22 protein-coding genes, 2 pseudogenes and 1 CRISPR repeat array are annotated in these 26,906 nt (G+C 37.8%); of the genes and pseudogenes, 23 read left to right on the top strand and 1 reads right to left on the bottom strand.

Annotated features, from left to right (window positions below; translation table 11 throughout):
* Positions 1–6 precede the first annotated feature (6 nt).
* Together VAHSUH02_RS08730 and VAHSUH02_RS08725 are read left to right on the top strand one after the other, a co-directional pair.
* A complete protein-coding gene (locus VAHSUH02_RS08730) occupies positions 7–354 on the top strand; it encodes a nitrous oxide-stimulated promoter family protein (RefSeq protein ID WP_005378649.1) in 348 nt (115 codons plus the stop codon).
* Entirely contained in the window at positions 344–844 is a 501-nt protein-coding gene (locus tag VAHSUH02_RS08725; RefSeq protein ID WP_005378600.1) for a folate family ECF transporter S component, read from the top strand. The genes VAHSUH02_RS08730 and VAHSUH02_RS08725 overlap by 11 nt, the downstream gene beginning before the upstream one ends.
* A gap of 83 nt (positions 845–927) precedes the next feature.
* On the opposite strand, the gene VAHSUH02_RS08720 is transcribed toward VAHSUH02_RS08725, so the two are convergent.
* Positions 928–1,206 carry a thioredoxin domain-containing protein gene (locus VAHSUH02_RS08720; protein WP_005378607.1) on the bottom strand — a complete coding sequence of 93 codons (279 nt, stop codon included), beginning with the start codon at positions 1,204–1,206 and terminating at the stop codon, positions 928–930.
* Between the two features lie 172 nt (positions 1,207–1,378).
* Between VAHSUH02_RS08720 and ilvB the strand changes: the two genes are divergently transcribed.
* The 21 genes and pseudogenes from ilvB to VAHSUH02_RS08615 form a co-directional block, all read left to right on the top strand.
* Positions 1,379–3,106, top strand: a complete 1,728-nt coding sequence (gene ilvB / locus VAHSUH02_RS08715) for a biosynthetic-type acetolactate synthase large subunit (RefSeq protein WP_038123822.1) — start codon at positions 1,379–1,381, stop codon at positions 3,104–3,106.
* Positions 3,107–3,114: 8 nt separating this feature from the next.
* A complete protein-coding gene (gene ilvN / locus VAHSUH02_RS08710) occupies positions 3,115–3,627 on the top strand; it encodes an acetolactate synthase small subunit (protein WP_005382900.1) in 513 nt (170 codons plus the stop codon).
* Between the two features lie 301 nt (positions 3,628–3,928).
* Positions 3,929–4,516, top strand: coding sequence for a beta-class carbonic anhydrase (locus VAHSUH02_RS08705; RefSeq protein WP_005382901.1), 588 nt, complete (start codon positions 3,929–3,931; stop codon positions 4,514–4,516).
* A 265-nt stretch (positions 4,517–4,781) separates the two neighbouring features.
* Positions 4,782–5,969, top strand: a complete 1,188-nt coding sequence (locus tag VAHSUH02_RS08700) for a M20 metallopeptidase family protein (protein ID WP_038148719.1) — start codon at positions 4,782–4,784, stop codon at positions 5,967–5,969.
* Positions 5,970–6,030: 61 nt separating this feature from the next.
* The gene (gene argF, locus VAHSUH02_RS08695) at positions 6,031–7,041 is read left to right on the top strand and encodes an ornithine carbamoyltransferase (RefSeq protein ID WP_005382904.1); all 1,011 of its coding nucleotides are present in this window, start codon (positions 6,031–6,033) and stop codon (positions 7,039–7,041) included.
* A gap of 60 nt (positions 7,042–7,101) precedes the next feature.
* Positions 7,102–8,052, top strand: a complete 951-nt coding sequence (gene argC, locus VAHSUH02_RS08690; protein ID WP_005382905.1) for an N-acetyl-gamma-glutamyl-phosphate reductase — start codon at positions 7,102–7,104, stop codon at positions 8,050–8,052.
* Positions 8,049–8,906, top strand: coding sequence for an acetylglutamate kinase (gene argB, locus VAHSUH02_RS08685; RefSeq protein WP_005382906.1), 858 nt, complete (start codon positions 8,049–8,051; stop codon positions 8,904–8,906). Before argC ends, argB begins: the two co-directional genes overlap by 4 nt.
* Positions 8,907–8,995: 89 nt before the next feature.
* On the top strand, positions 8,996–10,183 hold the full coding sequence (locus tag VAHSUH02_RS08680; RefSeq protein WP_005382907.1) for an aspartate aminotransferase family protein: 1,188 nt from the start codon (positions 8,996–8,998) through the stop codon (positions 10,181–10,183).
* Positions 10,184–10,314: 131 nt separating this feature from the next.
* Positions 10,315–10,497 (top strand): hypothetical protein, encoded by a 183-nt coding sequence (locus VAHSUH02_RS08675; protein ID WP_005378597.1) that lies wholly within the window; start codon positions 10,315–10,317, stop codon positions 10,495–10,497.
* Positions 10,498–10,625: 128 nt separating this feature from the next.
* Positions 10,626–11,804 (top strand): M20 metallopeptidase family protein, encoded by a 1,179-nt coding sequence (locus VAHSUH02_RS08670; RefSeq protein ID WP_005382908.1) that lies wholly within the window; start codon positions 10,626–10,628, stop codon positions 11,802–11,804.
* A 131-nt stretch (positions 11,805–11,935) separates the two neighbouring features.
* Positions 11,936–13,291, top strand: coding sequence for a C4-dicarboxylate transporter DcuC (gene dcuC, locus VAHSUH02_RS08665; protein WP_005382909.1), 1,356 nt, complete (start codon positions 11,936–11,938; stop codon positions 13,289–13,291).
* 1,502 nt (positions 13,292–14,793) lie between these two features.
* On the top strand, positions 14,794–17,349 hold the full coding sequence (gene cas10, locus VAHSUH02_RS08660) for a type III-A CRISPR-associated protein Cas10/Csm1 (RefSeq protein WP_005382911.1): 2,556 nt from the start codon (positions 14,794–14,796) through the stop codon (positions 17,347–17,349).
* 10 nt (positions 17,350–17,359) lie between these two features.
* Positions 17,360–17,860 (top strand): type III-A CRISPR-associated protein Csm2, encoded by a 501-nt coding sequence (gene csm2, locus VAHSUH02_RS08655; RefSeq protein WP_005382913.1) that lies wholly within the window; start codon positions 17,360–17,362, stop codon positions 17,858–17,860.
* Positions 17,861–17,875: 15 nt separating this feature from the next.
* The gene (gene csm3 / locus VAHSUH02_RS08650; RefSeq protein ID WP_005382914.1) at positions 17,876–18,559 is read left to right on the top strand and encodes a type III-A CRISPR-associated RAMP protein Csm3; all 684 of its coding nucleotides are present in this window, start codon (positions 17,876–17,878) and stop codon (positions 18,557–18,559) included.
* Positions 18,560–18,568: 9 nt separating this feature from the next.
* Positions 18,569–19,567 (top strand): type III-A CRISPR-associated RAMP protein Csm4, encoded by a 999-nt coding sequence (csm4, locus tag VAHSUH02_RS08645; protein WP_005382917.1) that lies wholly within the window; start codon positions 18,569–18,571, stop codon positions 19,565–19,567.
* Positions 19,560–20,750, top strand: coding sequence for a type III-A CRISPR-associated RAMP protein Csm5 (csm5, locus tag VAHSUH02_RS08640; RefSeq protein WP_005382918.1), 1,191 nt, complete (start codon positions 19,560–19,562; stop codon positions 20,748–20,750). Before csm4 ends, csm5 begins: the two co-directional genes overlap by 8 nt.
* A complete protein-coding gene (gene cas6 / locus VAHSUH02_RS08635) occupies positions 20,740–21,510 on the top strand; it encodes a CRISPR system precrRNA processing endoribonuclease RAMP protein Cas6 (protein WP_038148721.1) in 771 nt (256 codons plus the stop codon). The genes csm5 and cas6 overlap by 11 nt, the downstream gene beginning before the upstream one ends.
* A complete protein-coding gene (csm6, locus tag VAHSUH02_RS08630; protein WP_005382922.1) occupies positions 21,507–22,826 on the top strand; it encodes a type III-A CRISPR-associated CARF protein Csm6 in 1,320 nt (439 codons plus the stop codon). The genes cas6 and csm6 overlap by 4 nt, the downstream gene beginning before the upstream one ends.
* A 27-nt stretch (positions 22,827–22,853) precedes the next feature.
* Positions 22,854–23,849: pseudogene (gene cas1, locus VAHSUH02_RS08625) on the top strand (CRISPR-associated endonuclease Cas1).
* A gap of 1 nt (position 23,850) precedes the next feature.
* On the top strand, positions 23,851–24,126 hold the full coding sequence (gene cas2, locus VAHSUH02_RS08620) for a CRISPR-associated endonuclease Cas2 (protein WP_005378595.1): 276 nt from the start codon (positions 23,851–23,853) through the stop codon (positions 24,124–24,126).
* A 292-nt stretch (positions 24,127–24,418) separates the two neighbouring features.
* Positions 24,419–26,330: a CRISPR direct-repeat array (repeat unit 35 nt; unit sequence GTTAAATTAAATAATCCCCTGATGGGGACGGAAAC).
* A gap of 345 nt (positions 26,331–26,675) precedes the next feature.
* A pseudogene (locus VAHSUH02_RS08615) lies at positions 26,676–26,906 on the top strand (IS21 family transposase); the annotation flags it as partial.

Raw genomic sequence — 26,906 nt, 5'->3', positions numbered from 1 at the left:
GGCATTATGACAGTAGAAGAAAAGCGTCAATTAGAACTCAAAACGATGCGTCAAATCATTGGCATCTATTGTCATGATAAACATCATACGCCAAAGGGCCAACTATGCGAAGATTGTGAAGAGGTATGGCAGTATGCACAGCATCGCATCGATGTATGCCCACACATGGAGCATAAGACGTTTTGTAGCGTATGTAAAACACATTGTTATGCGCCGACGTACCGAGGAAAAATCCGTGAAATCATGCGCTACGGTGGCCCGCGGATGTTACTACACTCTCCAATTCAGGTTGTTCGTCATATGTATTTAGAGTGGAAGGATAGAAAAAGGAGCCATATATCTCATGAAAACTGATATGATTGTAAGAACGGGAATATTTGTAGCGTTGACGGTTTTACTATCTTATATATTTGCTATTCACACTACCTTTATACATATCACTTTTGGATTTCTATCAACCGCTATATTTGCCATTCTTTATGGGCCGATGGCAGCTGGTATAATGGCTGCTATTGCCTGCTTTATAGGCATGGCTCTATTTGGACAAGGCGTATTCTTTCCCGGCTTTATCGTATCTGAATTTCTTGTAGGCTATGTGTATGGACATTTTTTACATGGTCGTAATGTTACATTTAAACGATTACTTTTACCAGAAGCGATTGTGACAGTATGCATACATTTGCTATTGAATACACTGTGGCTGACAATATTTTATAATAAAGCTGTATCCGCTATATTTGTTGGACGTCTTATTAAAAATATTATTTGTTTCCCCTTAGAGATTGCATTGATTTTAATTGTGTATAAGGCAATCAGTAAATTTATAGTACCCAAAAAGCTATAACCCTATAACCTTTTATTATACTAAAATGCACCCCTAACATTAGATGGTATGTTAGAGGTGCATTTTTATTGGTTATATAGTTTTTATGCAAGCGCTTTGTCGAATACAGCCTTGATGTATGCCTTAGTTTGGTCATAGCTTTCACCAGGTTGTGCTTCGTATTGTTTATCAGTACCGAACCAAAGGTTAGGGTAGTATTCATATGGATGCGTTTTGAATAATTCGTGAGCATCTTGATCCTCAACCCAGTCGATTTTGATATTTTTATATGCAGGATTTTCTGCTTGTAATTCTTCGATTGCACGGAATGCGTTATGGCAATAAGGGCAACCGTTTAAGTGGAAACCTAAAATTTCTTTCATAGTATTCAGTCCTTTCAGAAAATACGACTAAATTTAGTGATTTATTGAGTTATTTCATACTCACATCAACTAAGATATGTTATATTAAAAAGTATATCATAAATAATAACAATATTCAATTTTTTAGATATAATCTACTAACATTTGTAGGTTGTTATATAGGAGGATGGCTATGATTTCAGGTGCCGCATACGTGGTGAAAGCATTGCAAGAGGAGAATGTTGATATTTTATTCAACTATCCTGGCGCAGCAACCATCGATATAATGGATGAATTATATAAACAAGATCAGGTGAAAGTAATCTTACCTCGCCATGAGCAAGCATTAGCACATGCTGCTGATGGTTATGCACGCAGCACTGGCAAGGTTGGCGTTTGCATGGTTACGTCTGGTCCAGGTGCGACAAATCTTGTTACTGGTATTGCTACAGCCTACTCAGATAGTGTACCTATGGTGTGTATTACCGGCCAAGTAGATTTAGCATTGATGGGCAATGACGCATTCCAAGAAGTAGATACGGTCGGCATTGTTCGTAATGTAAGTAAGTATGCTGTTACGGTTCGTGACCGTAAAGATCTAGGTCGTATTTTGAAAGAAGCCTTTTACATTGCTCGTACAGGCCGCCCGGGTCCTGTTGTCGTAGATATTCCTAAGAATATCCAAAAAGCGATGGGGTCTGATGTATATCCTGATGAAGTTAACATTCGTGGTTATAAGCCAAACACGACAGTTCACATTGGTCAGGTAAAAAAAGCTTGCTCTGTTATTGCTAAGGCTAAACGTCCTTTATTCTTATTAGGTGGCGGTATTAGCATCAGTGGTGCTAATGAATTGATGACACAGCTGGTAGATAAAACGGGAATTCCTGTAGTCACTACCTTGATGGGGAAAGGGGCTATTAGTTCATGTCATCCATTGTACTTAGGCAATGTAGGCATTCACGGTGGCTATGCACCGAATGTGGCCATTACCGATTGTGATGTTATGATCTCCATTGGTACGCGCTTTAATGACCGTATTACCGGCAAATTGAGTACATTTGCACAAAACTGCAAGATTGTACATATTGACGTAGATGCTGCATCTATCTCTAAAAATATTAAGGTAGACATTCCAATTGTGGCGGATGCAAAATTAGCTATTGAAGCTCTATTAGAATATATTGAACCTCACGATCTAGGCGATTGGCCAGCTCAATTGCAACAATTAAAAGAAGAGCGTCCTGTTACGCAAGCTGGTGAAGAAGGTCTTACGCCTCAAAATATTATCGACTACATTAATAATCATTATGACCGTCCAGTGGTGGCAACTGATGTAGGTCAAAACCAATTGTGGACTACACAATTCCTCGAAATCGAAGGCAATCATCAATTGTTGACATCCGGCGGCTTAGGTACGATGGGCTATGGATTCCCTGCGGCTATTGGTGCTCAATTTGGTAATCCTACAAAACGTGTATTCGCCATTTGTGGTGATGGGGGTGTGCAAATGAATATTCAAGAATTTGCAACAGCTATGCATTACCATTTGCCTGTGACCTTGGTTGTTATCAATAATGGCTATCTTGGTAATGTACGTCAGTGGCAACAATTATTCTACGATAAACGCTATGCATGTACTAATTTGTTGATGGATGAAAGTGCTATCGTCACTCGTGATATGATCGATGACGGTGAATTTGAATACGTACCAGACTTTGTGAAATTAGCAGAGGCCTATGGCGCACAAGGTATACGTGTTACAAAAGCTGAAGAATTAGAAGGAGCGTTTAAAAAGGCAGATGCTTTCAAAAAAGGACCAACACTCATTGAATGCATCATTCCAACTGAGTTAAATGTATTGCCAATGGTACCAGCCGGCAAATCGTTGAGCGACATGTTATTAAAGGATAAAAAATAGGAGGGGCTATGGAATTACATTTAGAAAAACGCTGCATTTCAGCATATGTAGAAAACCAAATCGGCGTATTGGCCAAAATTTCTGGCCTCTTCGCGGGTAAAAATTATAACCTTGATACGTTGACAGTAGGTGAAACAGAAGACCCTACCATGTCACGTATGACCATTGAACTCACTTGCGATGATTTGACATACGAACAAATTATCAAGCAACTTAACCGCAGTGTTGAGGTTATTAAGGTTATCGACTTTACAGATATGCCGATTACAAAAAAAGAATTATTATTCATCAAGGTTAATAACTGTAAAGAATCGGACAAACAAGAAATATTCCGCATTGCAGAAACCTTTGACCTTAAGGTCATTGACTACAATCGAAAATCTGTACTTGTACAATGCGTGAAAACAGTATCCAAGAACAATGATATGATTGCCTTGTTTAAGGATATGTTCGTTAATCGCATCGAAGTTGTTCGTGGTGGCAGTGTCGCAATTGAGGCATTGGCGACTCCGGATCGCTAGTGAGGTATAGACCTAGAGTATTCATGTTGAGTAGCCCGTACTTGCTCGCTCCACCGGCCGGGTCTGACTTCGCCCTTCGGGCTACGCAGGGCCAAAGTTTGGCGTTCAGCTCATACTTGCTCGTTCCAGCTACCTTAACGGTCTTCGGCCGAGGGCCTTGACCTAGTAAAGTCACTGTGCTAGTATGAGCTTCACTTGGACAATAATGTCTGTTTGTTTTATGGTATAATAAAATATCGAATGTATTAAATATAGAGACCTTGCTTTAATTTAGACAAGGTCTTTTTTACCTGGAGGAAATATGAGTTTACTTGATGATATTTTGAAGCATAATAAGGAATATGTAGAAGATCAAAATACAGGATATGTTGATGTAGATACAAAATGTAGTAAGATGCCTAGTCGTCAGATGGCGATTGTAACGTGCATGGATACGCGTCTTGTGAATTTCTTAGAGGATTCCATGGATATTGGTCGTGGTGAGGCTAAGATTGTTAAGACTGCAGGTAATTGTATTACAGGACCTTTTGATGGTGTCGTTCGTAGTTTGTTGGTTTGCATTTATGAGTTAGGTGTTAACGAAATCTTTATCATCGGTCATCATGAGTGTGGTATGGCTAAAACTACGGCTAAAGATTTAACAGAAAAAATGTTAGCTCGTGGTATTGCACCTGAGGCCATTCATATGGTGAAAAAGGAGATGGAACATTGGGCGGATGGATTCACACATCCTGCTGAAAATGTAGAGGAAACAGTAGATGAATTACGTATGAATCCGTTGATTCCTAAAGATGTGCCGATTCACGGTCTAATTTTCCATCCTAGAACTGGTGAAATTGAGGTCCTTGTCAACGGCTATACACAAATGAAACAATATTACGAAAGATAGACGAGTCCGTCATTGAAAAATAAATGGAGCTGTAGTAGTATGCGTATGCTATTACAGCTCTTTTTTCGTAAAACTTAGAAATTCATATAATTTATAGCTTATAGTTCTATGATTAAAATTAATGCATAGCATAACAAATAAAAATACAAAATATATGTATAAAACTTGAATAATATAAGCGATAGTATTATAATACGTACATAGGTTATAAAAATACACATATAATGTATAAAATATACATACAGTGTATAAAGGAGATAACGTCATGAATACATTACAAGATTTAATAAAAAAATATGCAGCACAATATAAAGAACAAGTTATAGCATGGCGTCGACATATTCATAGTCATCCAGAATTATCTGGTCAAGAAAAAGAAACATCTTTATTCATTCAAAAGATTCTAGATGAATTACATATTCCTTATGTAAATGATGTTTCAGATTATGCAGTCATCGGTGAAATACAGGGCGCTCACACAGGCCCTGTTATTGCTTTACGGGCCGATATTGATGCATTGCCAATCCATGAAGAAACAGGATTGCCATTTGCATCGCAAAATGAAGGTGTTATGCATGCTTGTGGACACGATGGGCATGTATCGATTTTGCTTGGCACAGCGGCCGTATTGCAATCTATAAAAGATCAATTACATGGTACCGTTAAACTCGTATTCCAACCTTCTGAAGAAGAGGCTTTATTCCCTGGTGCACAAGGCATTGTGGATAGCGGAATCCTAGATGATGTAGACGAAATCTTTGGCCTTCACGTGTGGCCTCAATTGCCGGTGGGTAAGGTTGGTCTCAAGAAAGGCCATCTCATGGCGGCATCCGATCATTTCCTCGTTCACATCCACGGTAAATCTACGCATGGTGCGGAACCACATAATGGTATCGATGCTATCATGGCTGCAGCGAACTGGATTGTTAATGTAGAATCCATGGTGGCTCGTGAGACGAATCCAATGGAAAATCTCGTGTGTACCATTGGGGTAATCAATGGTGGTGACCGCTATAATGTCGGCTGTGGCGATGTATACCTTGAAGGTACTTGTCGTACCTACGAACCAGCGAAACGTGACTATATTGAACGTCGTTTAGGTGAAAGCTTACAAGCTTTGGACTTGATGTTCAAAACAAAGAGCACCTTGGATTATAAACGTGGCCATGGCGCGACAACGAATGACCCAGATGCCATCGACTATGCTACATCCATCGTAGAAAAATACCTTGGCAAGGACGCCGTAGTACAACCAGAACATCCATCTATGGCGGCAGAAGATTTTTCCGCATATTTGCATAAAATCAAAGGCGCTTTCCTTTGGTTAGGAACCGGTTTTGAAGGCAATCCAGCACTTCACAATGCAGGATTTACCATTGATGAAAAAATCTTAGAATCAGGTATTACCATGATGGCTGCACTGGCTGCAGAATATTTACAACCGAAAGAATAGCTTTCACAAATAACAAAATAGAATTGTATAAATATATACCATATAGATTGAAGGAGTTATCATGAAAAGTTTACATAATAAATCATTTAAAACAATGCTAGATTATACGCCAGAAGAGATTAAATATTACCTAGATCTCGCAGCTAAATTAAAGGCCGATAAAAAAGCGGGCACAGAAATCAAAACGATGGAAGGCAAAAATTTCGTACTCATCTTTGAAAAGGATTCTACGAGAACACGGTGTGCCTTTGAAGTAGGTGCGGCGGACCAAGGGGCGCATACGACATATCTTGGACCTACAGGTTCTCAAATGAACAAAAAAGAATCCTTAAAGGATACGGCCCGTGTTCTTGGTTCCATGTATGATGCCATCGAATTCCGTGGCTTTGACCAAGAGGATGTAGACACATTGGAACAATATTCTGGCGTGCCTGTATGGAATGGCCTAACCGATATGGATCATCCTACACAAACATTGGCTAATTTCCTAACATTACAAGAAAATATCGACAAGCCATTGAACGAAATTTCCTATGCCTATGTAGGCCATGGTCAATCCAATATGTGTAATGCTTTGATGAGCGGTGCTGTAAAAATGGGCATGGATTTCCGTCTCATTGGTCCTAAACAATTCTGGCCAGCTGGTTCATTCTACGAAGAATGCTTAAAGGTAGCGAAGGAAACTGGCGCTACGATTACATGTACAGATAATGTGGCAGAAGGCGTGAAAGGTCTTGATGTGATTTACACAGGCGTATGGGTAACGATGGGCGATACTTACGATATGTGGGAAGAACGGATTAACCTCTTTAAACCATTCCAAATCAATGCGGATATGATGGCCTTAACTGGCAATCCAAATACAAAATTCTGCCACTGCTTGCCAGCATTTCACAATACAGAAACGCAAGTTGGTAAAGATATCTTTGAACGTTTTGGCATGAATGGTATCGAAGTCACAGAGGACGTATTTGAAGGTCCAAACTCCTTGGCATTCCAAGAAGCAGAAAATCGCTTGCACACCATTAAGGCGGTTATGGTTGCTACATTTGGCGATTATCCAATGAAATAATAGGTAGAATACAGATGACGGGAGAGGTCATCTAGCACGTATAGTAAAGAAGGTTATCATATGAATCCATATAAGGTATTTATCGTAGGTCACGAAGGAACGACGGGCCTTAGAATTCACGAACGGCTATCCGGTCGGAAGGATATTACATTATTATCCATTTCCGATGAGGACCGTAAAAATATTGATGTCATTGCGAGCATTGCAAAGGACGCGGATATCGTGTTCTTGTGTTTGCCTGATGCGGCCTCCAAAGAGGTGGTGGCGGCTATCGGCGATTACCCTTGCAAGATTATCGACACATCCACAGCATTTAGAACGGCTGATGATTGGGCCTATGGCTTTCCTGAACTTGGTGAAAGCTATAAAAACGATATTAAAACGAAACAACATATCGCAAATCCTGGCTGTCATGCAAGCGGCATGATTGCTTGCATTGTACCTCTTGTGAAAGCAGGCATTGCCCCAGTAGATTATCCTTTCACCATTACATCCTTAACAGGCTATAGCGGTGGCGGTAAGAAAATGATCGGTCAATATGAATCGGAGCCAAAGGATTATTTCCTCTACGCACCACGTCAATATGGCCTTAGTCAACAACATAAACATTTGCCAGAAGTAACCCATGTATGTGGCCTTACAGAAACGCCAATATTCATGCCTATCGTAGACGATTACTACAGCGGTATGGAGGTCAGTGTTGGCCTACATACACGTCTATTAGCAAAACCTGTTACCGTAGAAGATGTGCATGCTGCACTCGTAGATTTCTATAAGGATAGCATTATCGTCAAGGTAGCACCACTTAACTTAGAAGAAGACAATAAACAATTGTTAAATGCTAATAAACTAAGCAATACGGATGTCATGGTCATATCTGTTACTGGCAATAATGACCGCATGGTCGTTCACGCTATTTTTGATAATTTAGGTAAGGGCGCTTCTGGTGCAGCCGTACAATGTATGAACATCGCACTTGGATTGCCAGAAGAAACGGGGCTTTCACTATGAACAGTGTAACAAATGCAATGCGGGCGCACATCTTAACGGCGGCCGTTCCATATATTAAACAATATACAGATAAATACGTAGTCGTAAAATACGGCGGCAATGCCATGACGGATCCGGAACTTAAAAAATCCGTTATGAATGATTTGCTACTACTCCAATTAGTGGGGGTGAAAGTAGTCCTCGTTCACGGCGGTGGCCCAGATATTAATAGTACCTTGGAGGCTATGCATATTGAATCGAAATTCAGTAATGGCTTGCGCGTTACCGACAAAGAAACGATGAATGTGGTACAAATGGTGCTGGCCGGCAAGGTCAATAAAGGCCTCGTAGCAGACCTCATCGGCTTTGGTGGCCGTGCTATCGGCCTTTGTGGCGTGGATGGTGAACTCATTCAAGTACACAAGAAAAATGAAGAACTTGGCTATGTGGGCGAAGTCGATACAATCGATCCTAAGGTTATTGACGACGTCATCAGTAAGGGATACATTCCTGTCATTTCTTCTGTCGGATGTGACGCAGAAGGCAATGTATATAATGTCAATGCCGATACGGCAGCTGCAAAGATTGCAGGGGCCCTCAATGCGGAAACCATGGTGGCCATGACGAATATTGATGGCGTACTACGGGATGTAAACGATCCTAATTCCCTTATTTCAAAGATTACTCTTGCTGAAGCGGAACAGTTGAAAAAAGAGGGCGTCATCGCTGGTGGCATGATACCAAAGGTTGACTGTTGCTTAGAGGCTATCAATGCAGGGGCTCAAAAGGTTTTCATCATCAATGGTGAAATACCACATGCCATCCTCATCGAACTATTAACCGATGAAGGTCTTGGCACAATGTTTGTAAAGTAATATAGTAGATATAACGATGGTAACATCATTTGCCATCGTTACATTGCATATAGATTGACGGCGGCTAGGCCGTACGTTTGGAGGATATGATGAGTAAGACACAAGATTTTGAACAACAAGATAAAGAGTATATAGCCAATACGTATGGCCGGTTTAACGTTTGCTTTGAAAAAGGCAAAGGTTCTTTGTTATGGGATGTAGAAGGCAAAGAATATATTGACCTTGGCTCTGGTATCGGTGTTACCGCCTTTGGTGTAGACGATGATGAATGGTCCAAGGCCGTGATTGCACAAACTCATGCATTAAACCATATTTCAAATTTATATTATTCCGTACCACAAATTAAATTGGCTGAAATGTTATGTAAACGGACAGGCATGAAAAAGGTGTTCTTCTGTAACTCTGGTGCCGAATCTAATGAATGTGCTATCAAGGCAGCTCGTAAGTATAGCCATGACAAATACGGCGATGGTCGTAATGTCATCGTTACGCTTGTAAATAGCTTCCATGGTCGTACAGTAACAACCTTGTCCGCTACAGGTCAAGATGTGTTTCATCAACATTTCTTCCCATTCACAGAAGGATTCGTTCATACGCCTGCTAATGATATTGATGCGGCTTTGAAAGTCCTTGCTAATCCAGCAGTTTGCGCTATCATGATGGAACCAATTCAAGGTGAAGGTGGCGTTATGCCTCTCGATAAGGAATTCGTACAAGCGGTTACAAAATACGCGCATGAACACGATCAACTCGTGCTTATCGATGAAGTGCAAACGGGTAATGGTCGGACTGGTAGCCTGTATGCATATGAACAATTTGGTATCGAACCAGATATCGTATCTACGGCTAAGGGCTTAGCTGGTGGCTTGCCTATGGGAGCTACTTTATTCAATGAAAAAACGCAATTCGTATTAACCGCAGGTGCGCATGCCACTACATTTGGTGGTAACCCAATCTGTGCGGCTGCAGGTTGCACTATCATTGAACGGTTAACACCAGAATTTTTGGCTACTGTAAAAGCTAAAGGTGATTACGTAAAACACGCCTTAGAAGGTAAACCGGGCGTTGTTGGTGTTAGTGGTATGGGCCTCATGATTGGTATCGAAACAACTGTAGATCCTAAAGACGTCATCGCTAAATGTCTAGAAAAAGGCGTTGTATGTTTATCTGCTAAAAATAAGGTTCGTTTGTTGCCAGCTCTTAACATCCCTCAAGAACAACTAGAAAAAGCAATTACCATCTTGGCTGATGTCATTGGTGAATTGGCTAGCAAATAGTCTCACGATGACAGATCCATTTATTTGGTATGAACAATTGATAAATATATAGATAAAATCCGATGAATATGTAGACTTTATATTCTATTCGTGATAACCTAGAATAAATAGTCTATATTGGAGGAGTAAATATGAATACAGAATCCTTACGTAATGATGTATTGGTTCCTGCTGTTGCTAAAACATTAGACATTGCAGCAAAAGCAAAACCAACAAAAGATGAGCTCTGCACAACTGCAAAAATTACAGCAGCCGTAGCGGTAGCAACTGCTGTTGTATCCTTGGCGGTACAAGCAGTATTGCGCAATCGATAAGAGAAGCATAAAGAAAACGACATGGCGTTGCCTGTCGTTTTCTTTTACATTTACCCTGTTATTCCCATAAATATGGGGATTTCCAGTATATTTTGTTAATCTGTGCTGAAAGCTAAGGAGGCGATACCATGCATAGTCGTGATTTAATTGAACAATATAAAACCTATGTACAAGATTGGCGTAGGTATTTTCATAAACATCCAGAACTCAGTAATGAAGAGTTCGAAACAACTAAAACTCTAGCCAAAGAATTAGAGTCCATGGGTGTAGAGGTTCATGTAGATACAGAACGTGGAACTGGTCTCATCGGTATTATCCATGGCGCTAAATCTGGTAAAGCGATTGCCCTTCGTGCAGATATTGATGCCTTGCCTGTACAGGAACATAATACATTCGATTTTAAATCCGATGTAGATGGGAAGATGCATGCCTGTGGTCATGACGGACATATGGCGATATTACTCGGTGCGGCTAAGATGCTTACTGCTATGAAAGACCGTATCGAAGGTGACGTATACCTTGCCTTCCAACCGGCCGAAGAAACCGGTGCAGGCGCTCCTGATTTCATGAAGTTTGATAATTGGTTTGAAAAAATCGATGCTATCTTTGGTGGTCATGTATGGATTGACTTACCAGCAGGTCTCATTTCCGTTGAAGAAGGGCCACGCATGGCGGCTAGCAGTAAAATTACAATCCGCGTAAAAGGCAAACAAGGTCATGGGGCACAACCACATCAAGCTATTGATGCGGTTGTCGTAGCCAGTGCTATCGTTATGAATTTGCAAACCGTAGTATCTCGTAATGTGAGTGCCTTAGACTCTCTTGTACTTACCATTGGTAATATTCATTCTGGCTCAGAATGGAACGTTATCCCAGGCGAAGCACAAATGGGTGGTACAATCCGTTTCTTTGATCCAGCACAAGAAGACCATTACGTAGAATCCATACGACGCGTTGTGGAACATACAGCATTAGCTTATGGTGCTACGGCTGAATTGATTTATGAAAAGAAAGTGCCTCCAACCATTAATGACGTAGCAGCCAGTGAACTGGCTGAACGCGTTGTTATCGATACACTAGGTAAGGAAAAACTGTCTAAAATGCGCAAGGTAATGCCAGGGGAAGACTTTGCTTGGTACTTGCAAGATAAACCAGGCTGTTTTGCTTTTATCGGCATTCAGAACCCAGAGGTAGGCGCTACCTTTGATCACCATAACAATCGATTCACAATGGACGATAGCGTACTATCTGCTGCATCGGCGGTGTATGCGGAATATGCTATTGCGTGGTTGAAAGATCATAAGTAATAATATTACTGTATAAAAACTATAGAGCACCATCATCGTAGCTGATGATGGTGCTTTTGTCATGTATTTTTATTTGTATTTTATGTATACTATAAATATATAATACAAGAATTGTTATATGAGAGGTATTTATGAATATACTTATATGTCTCATCATTATTGCTGTTACCGGTATATTACTGATGAAGCGCTATCAACCACAGCCAATCTTGATTGGCATGGGCATCCTCATGATGTATATCGCCTATGAAGGTAGCTGGATTAATGCCATATTAGATGAATCTCAGTCTACAGGCGTTTTGGTGTTTGATGCGATGGATATTGTGCGAATCACGACATCAGAGAATGTAGTGAGTTTAGGACTCATGATTATGACCTGTGCTGGTTATGCCAAATACATGGAACATATTGGGGCCGGGACGAGGCTGGCTCATACATTTATAAAACCCTTGTATCGTCTTAACAGGCCATACATAGTGCTAGCTCTTATGTTTCTACTCAATATGGGGTTATCCATATGTGTACCAAATCCGTTGAGCCTTGCCTTACTTATGATGGTTACCATCTATCCTGTTCTGTTGCGTCTTGGGGTAAGTCCTGTCGGTGCTGCTGCGGTTATTGCTACTGGCCATTTGATGGATGTTGGGCCTGGTGCGGTATCGACATTGCTCATAGCCAAGACACTTAATATACCGGTACCAAACTATTTCGTAGGTTACCAGTTACGCCTCTATTTCTTGGTGGCTGTTGTGACGGCGGTAGCACACTTTTTATGGCAACGATATCGCGATCGATTAGATGGTCCTATGGATGTAGGTGACTGTGAAAGTATTTCTGAGGCGCCAATTGGGCCTAAGCCATACATGATATTCCCTTTGTTACCACTATGTTTCATCTTGGGCTTTAGCCAATATGGCTTGCCTGGCGTAAAGATGAATGTAACCCTTGCCATGATGCTTGCCTTTGGTATTGCCTTATTGGCAGAACTCATTCGTCATCGTAATTTAAGGACCGTCCTTAAAAGTACCACTGTATTTTTTGAAGGTATGGGGAATCAGTTTTCCTATGCGGTAACTCTCATTATAGGTGGACAAGTCTTTGCACAAGGCTTAGTGAGCTTAGGACTTATTGATTCGTTAGTTAGTGCACTGCAAACTTTATCTCTAAATTCAGAGGAACTTACCTCTGTTATGGGTGGAGGCATGCTAGGCCTTAGCATGGTAACTGGCAGTAATGTAGCACCTTTATTTACATTAGTGCCACTCGTGCCTAATATTGTATCTAATCTCGGACTAGATCCGATTACGACCATGCTTGGCATGCAAAATGGGGCTAGTCTAGGTTTGTTCTTGAGTCCTATCAGCCCTGTTATGGTCGGTGTAGCTGGGGTAGCACATATTAAATCTGTAGATTTGCTTAAGCGCACCTCTGTGCCTGTGCTTGTAGCGCTTATTACGAGTTGTGTGGGGATATGGATATTATACTAATATTGATGGATAATATAATAACGAATACTGTAGCGTAAAAATAAGAACCCCCGTTATCAAAATAGATAATGGGGGTGTTATAATACTAATTTTTTACCATGTTAAGGACTATCTGTTTTTATATGCAGTTTTAGTTATATAAGATATAGCACTTCCTTAAATAATTTGTGCTATAATATACACAAATATTAACTCTCTGAAATTAAATTTCCGCCGTTACGATAGTGGCGCGATTTATAGATGTTATTTTAGTATGCTAAAGTACCTTTTAAGCCCAATTGTTAAATTAAATAATCCCCTGATGGGGACGGAAACAAATCAGCAGTTCTAGCTAACTTTACCCAAGATAGAATGACCTTGCTAAATTAAATAATCTCCTGATGGGGACGGAAACAACCCTTTATCACCAAAGGTAAAGAAACCGCCGTTTTTTATGCAGTTAAATTAAATAATCTCCTGATGGGGACGGAAACTAACAATCATAACCATAACCAAACAAACGGCGGTACAAGCCTTGTTAAATTAAATAACCCCCTGATGGGGACGGAAACATGTTGGCGGTTATAAGTAATATTTTTAATTATTTCTATTGTTAAATTAAATAACCCCTTGATGGGGACGGAAACAAACCGCCTTTATATGTTCCGTTCCAACGTCCTTGCGTAGGAATGTTATATTAAATAATCCCCTAATGGGGACGGAAACACCTGCGCCGATGTCATTGGATGAGAATGTTTCAATATCGATGTTGGTTAAATTAAATAATCCCCTGATGGGGACGGAAACCCTGTGCTAGATCACGTCTCAACGTAACTGCTACTTTTTCCAGTTAAATTAAATAATCCCCTGATGGGGACGGAAACGTACAGGTAGAGTATTTAACCGAGTACTCTACCAAGTCCGCTATGGTTAAATTAAATAATCCCCTGAAGGGGACGGAAACAATACCGTGGCCATCTGACAAACGGCTATTGTTTTAGTGATCAGGTTAAATTAAATAATCCACTAATGGGGACGGAAATCCACTTCATCGACGGTATACGTTAGTTACATTTAGTATCTCCTGTTAAATTAAATAATCCCCTGATGAGGACGGAAACTAACCAACCACCATGCCGTGGCCACTTTCTACCGTGCCATTGTTGTTAAATTAAATAATCCCCCGATGGGGACGAAATCAATATCACACTCAATAATATTAACAATCAAAATAACATCCCATTAAATTAAATAACCCCATAATGGGGACGAAAATATCTAACTCTAACTCTAGTTCTTTCTCTAACTCTATTTTTATCGTTAACTAAATCCCTTTATAGGGTAATGAGTCTTATCTCAAAAACTCATATGAGTACAAAAATATATCCAGTATATTCTTTTTTGTGAATATGCTGGATTTTTTGTATAAATAAGACTATTTCTCTATTGGTTTTAAACAGAGATGAATATATAATGAAAGTAATAAGTCGTTTATTTCGTAATAAAAGTTTGGAGGCGATGTGATGGGTAAATGGGATGCACTGGTAAAAGGTGCATTGCTACATGATATCGGCAAAGTTGTGTATCGGGCTAATCAAGGATCTGATGCACATTCTAAGCGCGGCGCTGCTTTTATCGAACCCTATTTTTCAGATATGGGTTTGAAGCAAAGTATTACTCATTGTTTGAAGTATCATCATGGGAAAGAGCTTAGAGGGGCTCAATTAAAAAATGATGATTATGCATACATTGTGTATGAAGCGGATAATATTGCTGCTGCCGTGGATCGTCGGAATCTTGATGAGGGTGAAAATACCTCTACACAAAAATTTGATAAAGAGTTACCGCTCCAATCAATTTTTCGTGTGTTTGGTGGTAACACTAGTAATAAACCTTTACAGTATTACCTACGTGGCATTGATGTATCTGATCACTTTAATTATCCTGAAAGCGATAAAACGATACGTGCATCAAGTGATAAGTATAAGGCACTATATGATGAATTAGTACGTAACTTTCAGCAACAACCAATCGATAAGATGTCCGTTAATGAGTTGCTGAGAATTTATGAAGATACTGTGTCTTATATGCCATCTAGCACAGCAACAGATCAGGCTAATGATATTTCTTTGTATATGCACTCAAAGATAACAGCTGCTGTTGCACATAGTATGGTACATTATTTTGAAGAACAGGGGATTACTGATTATAAAGAATACTGTTACCAAAATTCTAAAAAGTTCCGTGAAATGCCAGCATTTAAACTCATATCTGGAGATATTTCTGGTATCCAGAATTTCATCTATACGATTCCGTCTAAAGGTGCATTGAAATCATTACGTGGTCGTTCATTTTATTTAGAAATCTTGATGGAACAAATTGTAGATGAGTTATTAGATGCATTGCAGTTAACACGGACAAACCTTATTTACAATGGTGGTGGTCATTTTTATGTGCTGGCGCCAAATACAATAAAAACTAGTACTACGATTGAATCTATGGAGAAATCCATTAATGAATGGTTATTAACAGTATTTGGTACCAAATTGTATTTAGCTCTTGGCTCTGCCACAGCAACAGCTGAAGATTTAATTAACTCACAACGCACATTGTTCCGTAATGTGAGTCAATCTGTTGGTGAGGCGAAGACTAAACGTTATTCTGAACAGCATTTAACAGACCTATTTAATCCTAACAGTGTATATAATATGGTTCTTCATGGTGATCGGGAATGTTCCATTTGCCATACTTCAACAGCAACACTATCACCTTATGGCAAAGATACTGATGCTGAGGCTTGTCCAATTTGTAATGGCTTATATAGTTTAGGGGAACAGATTGTTGACAGTCGAGATACAGTTTTTGTATTAGCTAGCCCTAATACTAGTGATGATAATGAAAGTATCCCTAAAGTTGAAGTATATATTAACCGATTGAGTGGTAGTGAGGATAAGGGAAAACTATATCTTTATGTAGTTCCTGAATCATCATTACAGAAGTTCGAATCTAGTCATAAAATCCTTAGAATTTACGCTAAGAATACAGCTAAAACTGGACATAATGTATTCAATCGTATTTGGTTAGCTGATTATGTAGCACGTAAGGATAATGGTCAAGTTTATGAATTTGAAGAACTAGCCGCGTCTAGTGGCTTAGGTGATGATAAAGGTATTAAGCGACTTGGTGTATTACGAGCAGACGTAGATAATCTTGGAGCTGCATTTATTGGGGGCTTTATTTCTGAGGGCTCTGATAAGTTTAAATATGGCACCTTATCACGCTATGCTGACCTATCTCGTGATTTGGCTATGTTCTTTAAGGTTGCTGTTAATAAAATGGCCCAAGGTGATGTGCAAGGCTTTGGTACATCTGTTACACCATTTACTATTTGGGAAAATAAACAAGTTACGACTAGAAAAATTCACGTTATTTATTCTGGCGGTGATGATGTATTCCTTGTAGGTGCATGGGACGAATTATTAGAATTGGCCATCGATATTCGTGAGAAATTAGCTGAGGTTACAGATAATAAAATCACTATGTCTGCTGGCTTAGCTTTATTCTCTCCATCCTATCCGATTAGTCAAATGGCAGCAATTACAGGATTACTTGAATGTGTGGCTAAAGATAATGATGGCAAAGATAGTATCGCTTTATTTGGCTTTGAAACAAATAAAAATGCGAGTGGTGAAGAACGTATATGTCGTCATGTGTATAAGTGGGATGAACTCATTGATAATGTGATAGAAGATAAACTTTATACATTAGATCAATTATTCATTATTCCAGGTATTAATGAGACTCAACAATCTAAAATGAAATTAGGTAAAGGCCTAATTTATCAGTTAATGGAGTTATTACAAGGTATTTTAAATGATAGAGTACAAGGAAAGCATATTAATATCGCTCGTATTCTTTATTTATTGGCCCGTCTAGAACCTAAGAAACATGACCCTACATATGGATCATATAAAGATTTTGTTACAGCAATTCATACTTGGATTCAAACAGAAGCAGATTGTAAAGCATTATTAACAGCTTGCAACCTCATTGTTTACTATATGCGTGATACGAAGTGAGGATAACTATATGGCACAAGATACATTTAATTGGAGTTTAGACCTTGTTAAGGTGGCTGAAGCCGTTATTAATAAGTTAGATAAGAATAAGAATGGTAATGCTTTCTTATTAAAATATGCACAGCTACGTAAAATTTTATCGAGCGTAGTAGCTATTAAAAATAAATTAAGTGTTGCTCAACGGAAAAGTAAAGCTTTTGATGAATTACCTGATGATATTGCTATGGAGGTACGTTTTCTAAAAACTACACTTTTGTACCAAGCTGGTCGTATTGAAGAGTCGGTTGGTCGTGGTAAAAAAGTCTATCCAGTTAAGCAGTTGATTGATATTAGTAAGCTTTTAAACATGATAGAAGATATTGGAACAGACGTTAAGCGTTTTGATTTACTTTGTAAATATGTAGAGGCTTTAGTAGCTTTCTATAAATATCGTTCTGTAGAACTATCTCAATCACCAGAACCGACATTTAATACAAATCAAAATAATCGTCCATCATTTGGTAATCGATAATAGGAGGAGCTTAACATGGAGAGCAATGATAAATTAAAATCCTTACGTGGTAAATTACTAATTACAGGTACTATAAAACTCGAAACAGGTATGCATATTGGGGCTAGTAATGATTTTGCTCCTATTGGATCCGTTGATACACCATTTATTCGTGATGTAGTTACTCAAGAGCCAATTATTCCTGGTAGTTCTATTAAAGGTAAATTGCGCACCTTACTAGCTAAAAGTCATTGTGACGATTATATAATGAATGATATTAAAGAGGATAAAGAGGAAATTAAGCGATTATTTGGTTCCGTAAATCCTGTAAAGCCAGCTCGTTTACAATTCTATGATCTATTTATCACAGACGAAACTCGTCAATTGTTTGCCAATATAGATACAGATACTTATATGGGTGAAATTAAGTTTGAAAACGTTATTAACCGTGTTGATGGTAGTGCTAATCCTCGACAAATTGAACGTGTCCCAGCAGGTACTATATTTGCATTTAAAGTAGCTTATAATATTGAAAATGAAGCTGAAGTTACTGAAGATATGAAGATTTTACAAGAAGGTCTTGCATTACTAGGAATCGACTATTTAGGTGGTCATGGCTCTCGTGGCTATGGTCGTGTAAATATTTCTATTGATGATGTAAAAGCGGTAGGTAATAGCACTATTAATACGCAGGATTTGTTAGATATATTAAGAAAGTAGGTTGTTACTATGAACTACTATCTATATCCACTGCGTTTTCTTACACCAGTGCATTTTGGGGATACTTCAGAGGGCGGTAGTTTAGAAACTATTTCCCTTACATTAGGCTCTGATGCACTATTTGGTGCATGCTGTCATGAAATAAGCCATGACACAGGTCTGCTACAATCTTTTATCGACTCTGTAAAAGAGCAACATATTGTATTATCTAGTTTGTTTCCGTACTGCATAGATAATGGTGAGTATCAATTGTATGTTCCTTCACCTATTATGCAAATCGATTCAAAAGAGCTGCCTATTACAACTTTTGAAGAGACAAAACGGATCGCAACGGAACAAAAAAAGATTAAGAAAATTGACTATATTCGTGCATTACAGTTACAAAATTTTAGTCAGTATATAGAGGCCGATACCTCACAAAAATATATGCCTAGCTTTGGTGCAAAACAAACTTCTGCACAGGTAAATATGCGTGGAGAGAAGAGTCTACCATATTATGTGGGGAACTATCAATTTATGTCACATACGGGACTATACCTTATTGCTGGTTTTAATAGTGCTACAAGCCGTGAGTTATTTGAAGGTATACTTGAGGTTTTAGGACTATCTGGTATTGGTGGTAAACGTAGTGGTGGTTATGGAAAATTTGAATTAGCTGATGCTCCTATTGAATTAGAGGCTAAAGGTATGTATACAGATATCTCAGCTTTATATGAGTTGATTCATAATAAACAAGGAAACATGATGTGTATTAGTGCTTGTGTTCCGACTAGTGATGAAGTGGCTATTTTAAAACAAGGTTCCTATAAGTTACAAAAGCGTGGTGGTTTTGTAGGAACGGCAGGCAGTATGACTCAAGTGAAACGTAATTCTTATTATGTTGTTAAGGAAGGCTCTGTTTGTCCAAAAGCATTAGTAGGACAAATGCTTACTATTACAGGATCTAGTTTACCTCACCCTGTATATCGTAATGGCATGGGCTTATGGATTGGGGTGGATTATGAGTAATCGTATAGATCATGCACAACTAACACTCACTATTGTGAGCCCTACTAATATTGGTGGTCCTGAAAAACTAACTACTAAGGATTATATGTATAATTACGATGCCGGTGAAGTATATCTCCTTAATAACTATGAATGGTTTCGCTTTTTAGCTCGTCATAATAAATTAGCAGAGTTTGAAATATACATGCAGAATGAAATGGTAAGACCAAATGGTCGAACTATGTATGATTGGGCTAAAAATACTATTGGAGCATCTCAGCTAACAAAAGATGTATTAGGCCCTGCTATTGGCTCAATTATGAAATCATCGATATATAATGAAGGACGTAAAAACTCATTAAATGATATTACACCTCAGATTCGTGGGGCAAATGGCGAAGTTTATATTCCTGGTAGTTCGATTAAGGGTGTTATTGATAGTGCTATTATTTCACATATGCTTCGTAGAGATACTAGATTTAGAGCTACAGTACAACAAAAGCTAAAGGAAATTTTATATAAATATAGAGATTTCCAATATGATAAGAGGCGTTGTAAACGTGAAATAAGTTCTGTATTACGAGAAGTGAATAAGCTGATTGATCATAAGATACAAGCACTGTTCAGGGATTCAGAAAAGAAAGTTAATGGTATTTTAGCCAGTGCTTTCAGAGGTATTTCTGTTTCTGATGCTATGCCTATGAGTACGATTCAAACCGAGGTATTAAAGAAAGAGGATTCTTGTATTGATGAAGATGGTACTCATGCTATTTCGGTGCATCGTGAGTGTATTTTACCAAATCAGAAGTTCTCTTTTACACTAACTCTTGATACTGCTATGACAAAGGGAATAGGAATTACTAATGTAAATCAAGTGTTAGATATTTTACAAGAAGACTTTGATGCTACTCATAAGTTATTAGCCTCTAAATTTAAGAAGGTTAGTCCTTCTGTTTTTAAGGCTTTAGAATCAGCTAATGCCTACATTGGTAGTAATACTGGGTTTATCCAAAAAACAGTTATTATGGCAGCTTTCACGGATGATGAAAAGACGGGTATTGATATTATTAGAGCTATTTTAGATGTGAACTTTCCAAAAGCTAAACATGATATTAAGGATAAAATTATGGCACCTCGTGCGCTCAACTTAGTAAAGTGGAATGGACATTATTATGAGATGGGGGGCATTCATATTGGCAGATAATGTTGAAATTATGGCCATTGAGTTAGGAATAACAGCAGATCCATCGATTAAAATTGTACAGTCCATAGGTAGTGTACTACATGGAGTCTTAATGGAGTTAGTGGGGACAGAATACGCAGGTCAGTTACATGAAACAGGCCTGCGCCCTTATAGTCAATATATCTATTTTGATAAAGAGAAAGGACAATATATTTGGCGTCTTTCTGCTGTAACAGCAGAGGCAGTTGAGCGTATATTGCGACCAGCACTAGATATGTCTGAAAAGATTTTTTTGAAACAAAAAAGAGGGCATATTTATATTCAAGATAGAACTATCTTAGAGGAAACTTCCTATGAAGCTTTAATGGCTAAGTTCTGGAGTGGTGAATCAGAATATACGCAAGCGAAATTGCGGTGCGTGACCACTACAAGCTTTAAGGTAGACCAACAGTATACGATTTTCCCTGAAGCGTTTCGTATTTATCGTTATTTGTTGCGTCAATGGAACCAGTTTACAACGTTTGAAATGATGGACTCTGATGATTTATTAGCTGCGCTTGAATCAGCGACTTTCATTCGTGACTATAATTTGCGTATGGGCATGTATGGTTTAGAAGGGGTTAAAATCCGTGGGTTCCGTGGAGAGATTGTTATGCAATTTAAGCGAAACCTAGTGATGCAACGTATTCTATCTCTATTATCCTACTATAGCCAATTTACAGGGCTCGGAATTAAAACTGCATTAGGTATGGGGGGCGTACAAAGCGAGGTAGTACAATGAGAATCCTTTATACTCCTATTGGAGATACTGATCCTATTCGTGGATGTTATGATGGAGCGATGCTTCATATTGTGAGACATTATAATCCTGATATGGCAATTCTTGTATTGAGTAAGGATATGGAGAAAAAAGAAAAATCTAATAGTCGATTTTCTAAGGCTTTAAAACATGTGAAAGCTGATTTAGATATTAGGTTTGTATATACAGGACTTGAAGAGGTGCATCGTATTGATACATTGCAATCATTTGTTGACCATTTCTATGAGACGATTTCAAAATATCCTGATGCAGAAATCTTACTTAATTTAAGTTCTGGCACACCTCAAATGAAGCTAATCATGTCTTATCTGAGTGTAGAGCATGATGCGGTGCGAGGTATTCAGGTTGATAGCCCTCAACGTGGTTCTAATCGCTCTGAACCCGCAGTTAATGATGACGAAGATATTGAAGTCGTTATTGAAAATAATTTTGACGATCAAGAGGATAGTGAGAACCGATGCCATGAGCCTCAAATGGGGTATATTAAGCGGAATAATATCAAACAATCTCTTTATACGCTCATTACTAGCTATAAATATAAAGAAGCCATAAGCTCTTATCATAGCTATAAAAGAACCTTTGAAGCAGGTGTCGTTAATGATGTATTACCATTATTAGAACATGCTCAGTTACGACTAGGTCTAGATTATGAGGGAGCTTTACAAAAAGTTCGCAAGGTAGGTTCTATATCATTAGCTTCTATATTTACTGATAGGGAACCACGTAAATTATATGAGTTTTTAATGCTTATGGAAGTACGATTGAAACAAGGTCAAATTGAGGATTTTATTTTAAAAATTACTCCTTTTATGTATGATCTTATGCGTTATTACTTTTATAAGGCACTTCGTGTAAATTGGCGACAAGTTGAGAGAAAAACGCCCATGGGGACACGGTTAGATATGCTAGCCTTTGAAGATCAATATCCTGAGTTATATAAATCATGGAGAGCTAATACTAAGACACCTCAAATGCAAGAGATTCAATTATCTTTGTATCATATGTTACATATGTTAGAAGATTTGGATACAGTTGATAATTCTTTATTGGAACAGTTAAAAGAGATTCGTAGTATTGAGCAAAAAATTCGTAATAAAATGGCTCATGAGATTGTAGTATTTACAGAACAAGATATATGTAGTGCTGTAGGCATTCAATCTTTACAATCTTTTTTGCATCAAATAAAGGATATATTCTTTTTTATTACTGAACAGAAAAAACAAAATAAACTAATTTATGATGTTATTAATCAATATGTGTTAGAACAGATACAATAGATATAATGGCGTAAAGGAGGCGACTATATGTCATCCTTATATGTTACAGAAGCTGGTTCGTTTATAAAACGTAACGGTGGTCATGTTGTAGTTGGGCGTAATAATGAAGTTTTATTTGAAGTACCATTAGAACGTATTGAAGATATTACTGTTTTTGATACAGTATCTATAACGAGTTCTCTTGTTACAGACTTTATTGAACGGGGGATACCTATTACTTGGTTATCTGGGTATGGAAAATATTTTGGTACTATCATTAATACGAATACCATTGATATTAATAAACATAAGAAACAATTTGATTTGCTAGACAATCATGAATTTAGATTAGCTATGTCTCGTAAAATTATTCGTGCAAAGGTGCGAAATCAATTAACTATATTGCGTCGTTATGCTCGAAATTTAGATGAAGATATAAGTATAGATACGCAGATTGATAATATAAAATCTGTCCGTAGTCATATTGGTGAATGTGTTCGTATTTCTGAACTTATGGGATATGAAGGTATTATTAGCCGTCTCTATTTCGAGGCATTAGGTAAAATAGTGCCTCCTTCATTTTCCTTTTCTAAACGATCTAAACAACCTCCGCGAGATGAATTTAACGCCATGCTAGGCTTAGGATACAGCATGCTATTTAATGAAATTCTAGCAGGTTTAATTAATGCGGGCTTACATCCTTTTGTTGGTGTTATGCATAGCCTTGGCAAGGGGCACCCTGCACTTGCATAAGATTTGATCGAGGAGTGGAGAGCTCCTATTATAGATTCTTTAGTTCTTTCTATGGTGAGTCGTAACATGGTGGACCTATCTGATTTTGATAACTCAGATAAAGGTTGTTATATGACTCCAGAAGGTAGAAAAGGACTTTTGACCGCGTATAATAAGAAAATTCGTTCTGAAAATCAATATATTGAGGATCGTAAAAGTTATAGGGAATCAATCTATAAGCAGTGTAAGCAATTTGCTAGTGCCATTATGCACGAAGACGTAGATTTGTATACACCTTTGGAGATTCACTGATATGAAAAAATTTATAGTATTAGTTATCTATGATGTAGTTGATAATAAAACACGTAATCATCTTGTAAAATGTTTAGAACGATATGGCGTACGTGTTCAGAAATCTGCATTTGAGGCATTGCTCAATAGAAAACAATACGATGTAATGATGCGTCGGGCAAGTCGAATTATTAATCCAGTAGAGGATTCTCTACGAGTATATATACTTGATGATATTATTAATATTTATACATGGGGAATTGGCGAACGAAAAGAGCAAGATTGTATCATATTGTAATGCATTGATTAGAAATATTATTTAATAACCAATAGTAGAATTATCTTTGTTTGATTAGCTGCATATATCTAATGTACTGGCATTGGTGATTCTACTATTGTATTTTTTTTGTTTTTTTATGCTATAATATATCTAGATTATAACCTTGTGAAATACAATCTCCGCCGTTGTGATAGTGGCGCGATTTATAGGTGTTATTTTAGCACGCTAAAGTGCTGTTTTAGGCTCATTTATGATCTCCGCCGTTAATAGTGATTTTGAACTAGGTAATATCTATTGTTTCAGATACAGGGTTAAATTAAATAATCCCCTGATGGGGACGGAAATTTAAATTTATAACCTTTTGTATATTGTCTTTAGTTTTCATTAGTTAAATTAAATAATCCCCTGATGGGGACGGAAATCTTTCTTAAAATATTCGTGTTCTAATAAGATGGTATGCATTGAGTTAAATTAAATAATCCCCTGATGGGGACGGAAATTGGTCTTTTAACAATGCTTTTTCAGAATTAGCCTTATCGTTAGTTAAATTAAATAATCCCCTGATGGGGACGGAAATTTTTGTATGATATTTAGATATTCCATTATTTACCCTCTTTTATGTTAAATTAAATAATCCCCTGATGGGGACGGAAATATGATTTTAAAATCTTCGATATTGTCGCTTTCGTAGATGTCGCGTTAAATTAAATAATCCCCTGATGGGGACGGAAATATGTGCTACACCATCACGACCAAATACAAAGATATTGCGTGGATGTTAAATTAAATAATCCCCTGATGGGGACGGAAATTCTTTGTTATATACGATACGTAAATATTCATCACCATTTTCATGTTAAATTAAATAATCCCCTGATGGGGACGGAAATTAGTGTGCTTTTAAGAAGATTATTAAAAACCAAGTTTTTTACTTGTTAAATTAAATAATCCCCTGATGGGGACGGAAATTAGTCGTGGGCGTGGTTGCTTGCATAGTCAGTATATTGTTCAGTTAAATTAAATAATCCCCTGATGGGGACGGAAATTGTCTTGCAATTGTTCCGCACGTGTCATAATAATTTAATTCCTTGTTAAATTAAATAATCCCCTGATGGGGACGGAAATACTTACGGAAGCGATAATCAAAACAAGCGTTGCCGTAGCGGGGGTTAAATTAAATAATCCCCTGATGGGGACGGAAATCCATAGCACGTTAAAGGGTGCAATTATTGACGGTTTGCAAGTGGGTTAAATTAAATAATCCCCTGATGGGGACGGAAACCTACTAAAAGAATAACCAATTTTCACATCTGAAAGATGGTTTAGTTAAATTAAATAATCCCCTGATGGGGACGGAAACTTGTGTCTATATGTAATGTCATTGTTTTAAATCCTTTCGTTTAAGTTAAATTAAATAATCCCCTGATGGGGACGGAAACTCCAAAACATCTGAACAATATTCACAAACATTTTTATAACCCGTTAAATTAAATAATCCCCTGATGGGGACGGAAACTCAAATAACCGCGAATGAATTAATCTTTTACCACCACGCTCACCAGTTAAATTAAATAATCCCCTGATGGGGACGGAAACAAATATTTATTGGAAGTGTGTTTCGCTTCACCGAAGAATTTAGTGTTAAATTAAATAATCCCATGATGGGGACGGAAACGCGGTGTGAATAATAGTTGGTATCGTTTATTGATACCCTGCAGTTAAATTAAATAATCCCCTGATGGGGACGGAAACCCGGCGAAATCATATTTTTCACCGTTAATATAAATGTGGTCTGGTTAAATTAAATAATCCCCTGATGGGGACGGAAACTTATTTCTATCGTATAATACGACTGTTTTATTTTCTTTTGACATGTTAAATTAAATAATCCCCTGATGGGGACGGAAACGCCGCTTGCATAAATCCAATCATCATAATTCCCCCGTAATAGCGTTAAATTAAATAATCCCCTGATGGGGACGGAAACGTAACGCCTTAACATTCATTATTAAATTGTGGTTATTCATTTTTGTTAAATTAAATAATCCCCTGATGGGGACGGAAACAACTCATCTAATAAAATCTCTTTAATTTCTGCAACTTGTTCCGCGTTAAATTAAATAATCCCCTGATGGGGACGGAAACTATTCAGCGTATTCAGCAGTTTCAGAATCCAGATAGTAACCTGTTAAATTAAATAATCCCCTAATGGGGACAGAAACTATTTATCTTTGTTAAAATTATTAGGCTTACTATAAGGCTTTATTTGAATATAAGGATTCCTGAAATATCATTTTCCAAAATTTGTTCTATATATCTCCTGAACTTTGACTAGGTTTCGATTATGATGTAATTTACAATAAAAAAGTAGCATTACTATAAGTAATATAGACCATTGGCATATGCCATCTGTGTCTATACGTTAGTAATGCTACTTTTGTTATGTTGCTAGATTTATTCTGTTAAATATTTTATGTAAATGATACTCTAAGAATGTACAAAAATGATGATATAAGAATGTACAATTTTAATTGTATCACCGATACTATAGTTGAGGTGATAACAACATGCAATACGTATACGCTATTAACAGTTCATTTACTGTAACATCATTATTAGACTTACCATTATTAAGGGACATTCTGGAGGTTTGCAATTTGAAACCTAATTATAGTTTACTAGGTCGTGAATTAGGCTATGATAGACGCACCATAAAATCTCATTATGAAAATGGAACGCCTGATCCACATCGTCATAAACCATCTATGATTGATAAATTTTATGACGTAATACAGACT

The sequence above is a fragment of the Veillonella atypica KON genome (assembly GCF_002959915.1).
Lineage (GTDB): Bacteria > Bacillota > Negativicutes > Veillonellales > Veillonellaceae > Veillonella > Veillonella atypica.
This window is presented reverse-complemented; position numbering and strand designations above follow the sequence as displayed.

Excerpts from the sequence above, each read along its gene's own strand:
- csm3 (WP_005382914.1), top strand. The coding sequence starts at position 17,876 with ATGGAGAGCAATGATAAATTAAAATCCTTACGTGGTAAATTACTAATT.
- cas2 (WP_005378595.1), top strand. The coding sequence starts at position 23,851 with ATGAAAAAATTTATAGTATTAGTTATCTATGATGTAGTTGATAATAAA.
- argB (WP_005382906.1), top strand. The coding sequence starts at position 8,049 with ATGAACAGTGTAACAAATGCAATGCGGGCGCACATCTTAACGGCGGCC.
- VAHSUH02_RS08725 (WP_005378600.1), top strand. The coding sequence starts at position 344 with ATGAAAACTGATATGATTGTAAGAACGGGAATATTTGTAGCGTTGACG.
- VAHSUH02_RS08675 (WP_005378597.1), top strand. The coding sequence starts at position 10,315 with ATGAATACAGAATCCTTACGTAATGATGTATTGGTTCCTGCTGTTGCT.
- VAHSUH02_RS08670 (WP_005382908.1), top strand. The coding sequence starts at position 10,626 with ATGCATAGTCGTGATTTAATTGAACAATATAAAACCTATGTACAAGAT.
- VAHSUH02_RS08730 (WP_005378649.1), top strand. The coding sequence starts at position 7 with ATGACAGTAGAAGAAAAGCGTCAATTAGAACTCAAAACGATGCGTCAA.
- csm2 (WP_005382913.1), top strand. The coding sequence starts at position 17,360 with ATGGCACAAGATACATTTAATTGGAGTTTAGACCTTGTTAAGGTGGCT.
- VAHSUH02_RS08680 (WP_005382907.1), top strand. The coding sequence starts at position 8,996 with ATGAGTAAGACACAAGATTTTGAACAACAAGATAAAGAGTATATAGCC.
- argF (WP_005382904.1), top strand. The coding sequence starts at position 6,031 with ATGAAAAGTTTACATAATAAATCATTTAAAACAATGCTAGATTATACG.
- cas10 (WP_005382911.1), top strand. The coding sequence starts at position 14,794 with ATGGGTAAATGGGATGCACTGGTAAAAGGTGCATTGCTACATGATATC.
- csm4 (WP_005382917.1), top strand. The coding sequence starts at position 18,569 with ATGAACTACTATCTATATCCACTGCGTTTTCTTACACCAGTGCATTTT.
- argC (WP_005382905.1), top strand. The coding sequence starts at position 7,102 with ATGAATCCATATAAGGTATTTATCGTAGGTCACGAAGGAACGACGGGC.
- csm6 (WP_005382922.1), top strand. The coding sequence starts at position 21,507 with ATGAGAATCCTTTATACTCCTATTGGAGATACTGATCCTATTCGTGGA.
- VAHSUH02_RS08705 (WP_005382901.1), top strand. The coding sequence starts at position 3,929 with ATGAGTTTACTTGATGATATTTTGAAGCATAATAAGGAATATGTAGAA.
- ilvB (WP_038123822.1), top strand. The coding sequence starts at position 1,379 with ATGATTTCAGGTGCCGCATACGTGGTGAAAGCATTGCAAGAGGAGAAT.
- VAHSUH02_RS08700 (WP_038148719.1), top strand. The coding sequence starts at position 4,782 with ATGAATACATTACAAGATTTAATAAAAAAATATGCAGCACAATATAAA.
- csm5 (WP_005382918.1), top strand. The coding sequence starts at position 19,560 with ATGAGTAATCGTATAGATCATGCACAACTAACACTCACTATTGTGAGC.
- VAHSUH02_RS08720 (WP_005378607.1), bottom strand. The coding sequence starts at position 1,206 with ATGAAAGAAATTTTAGGTTTCCACTTAAACGGTTGCCCTTATTGCCAT.
- ilvN (WP_005382900.1), top strand. The coding sequence starts at position 3,115 with ATGGAATTACATTTAGAAAAACGCTGCATTTCAGCATATGTAGAAAAC.
- dcuC (WP_005382909.1), top strand. The coding sequence starts at position 11,936 with ATGAATATACTTATATGTCTCATCATTATTGCTGTTACCGGTATATTA.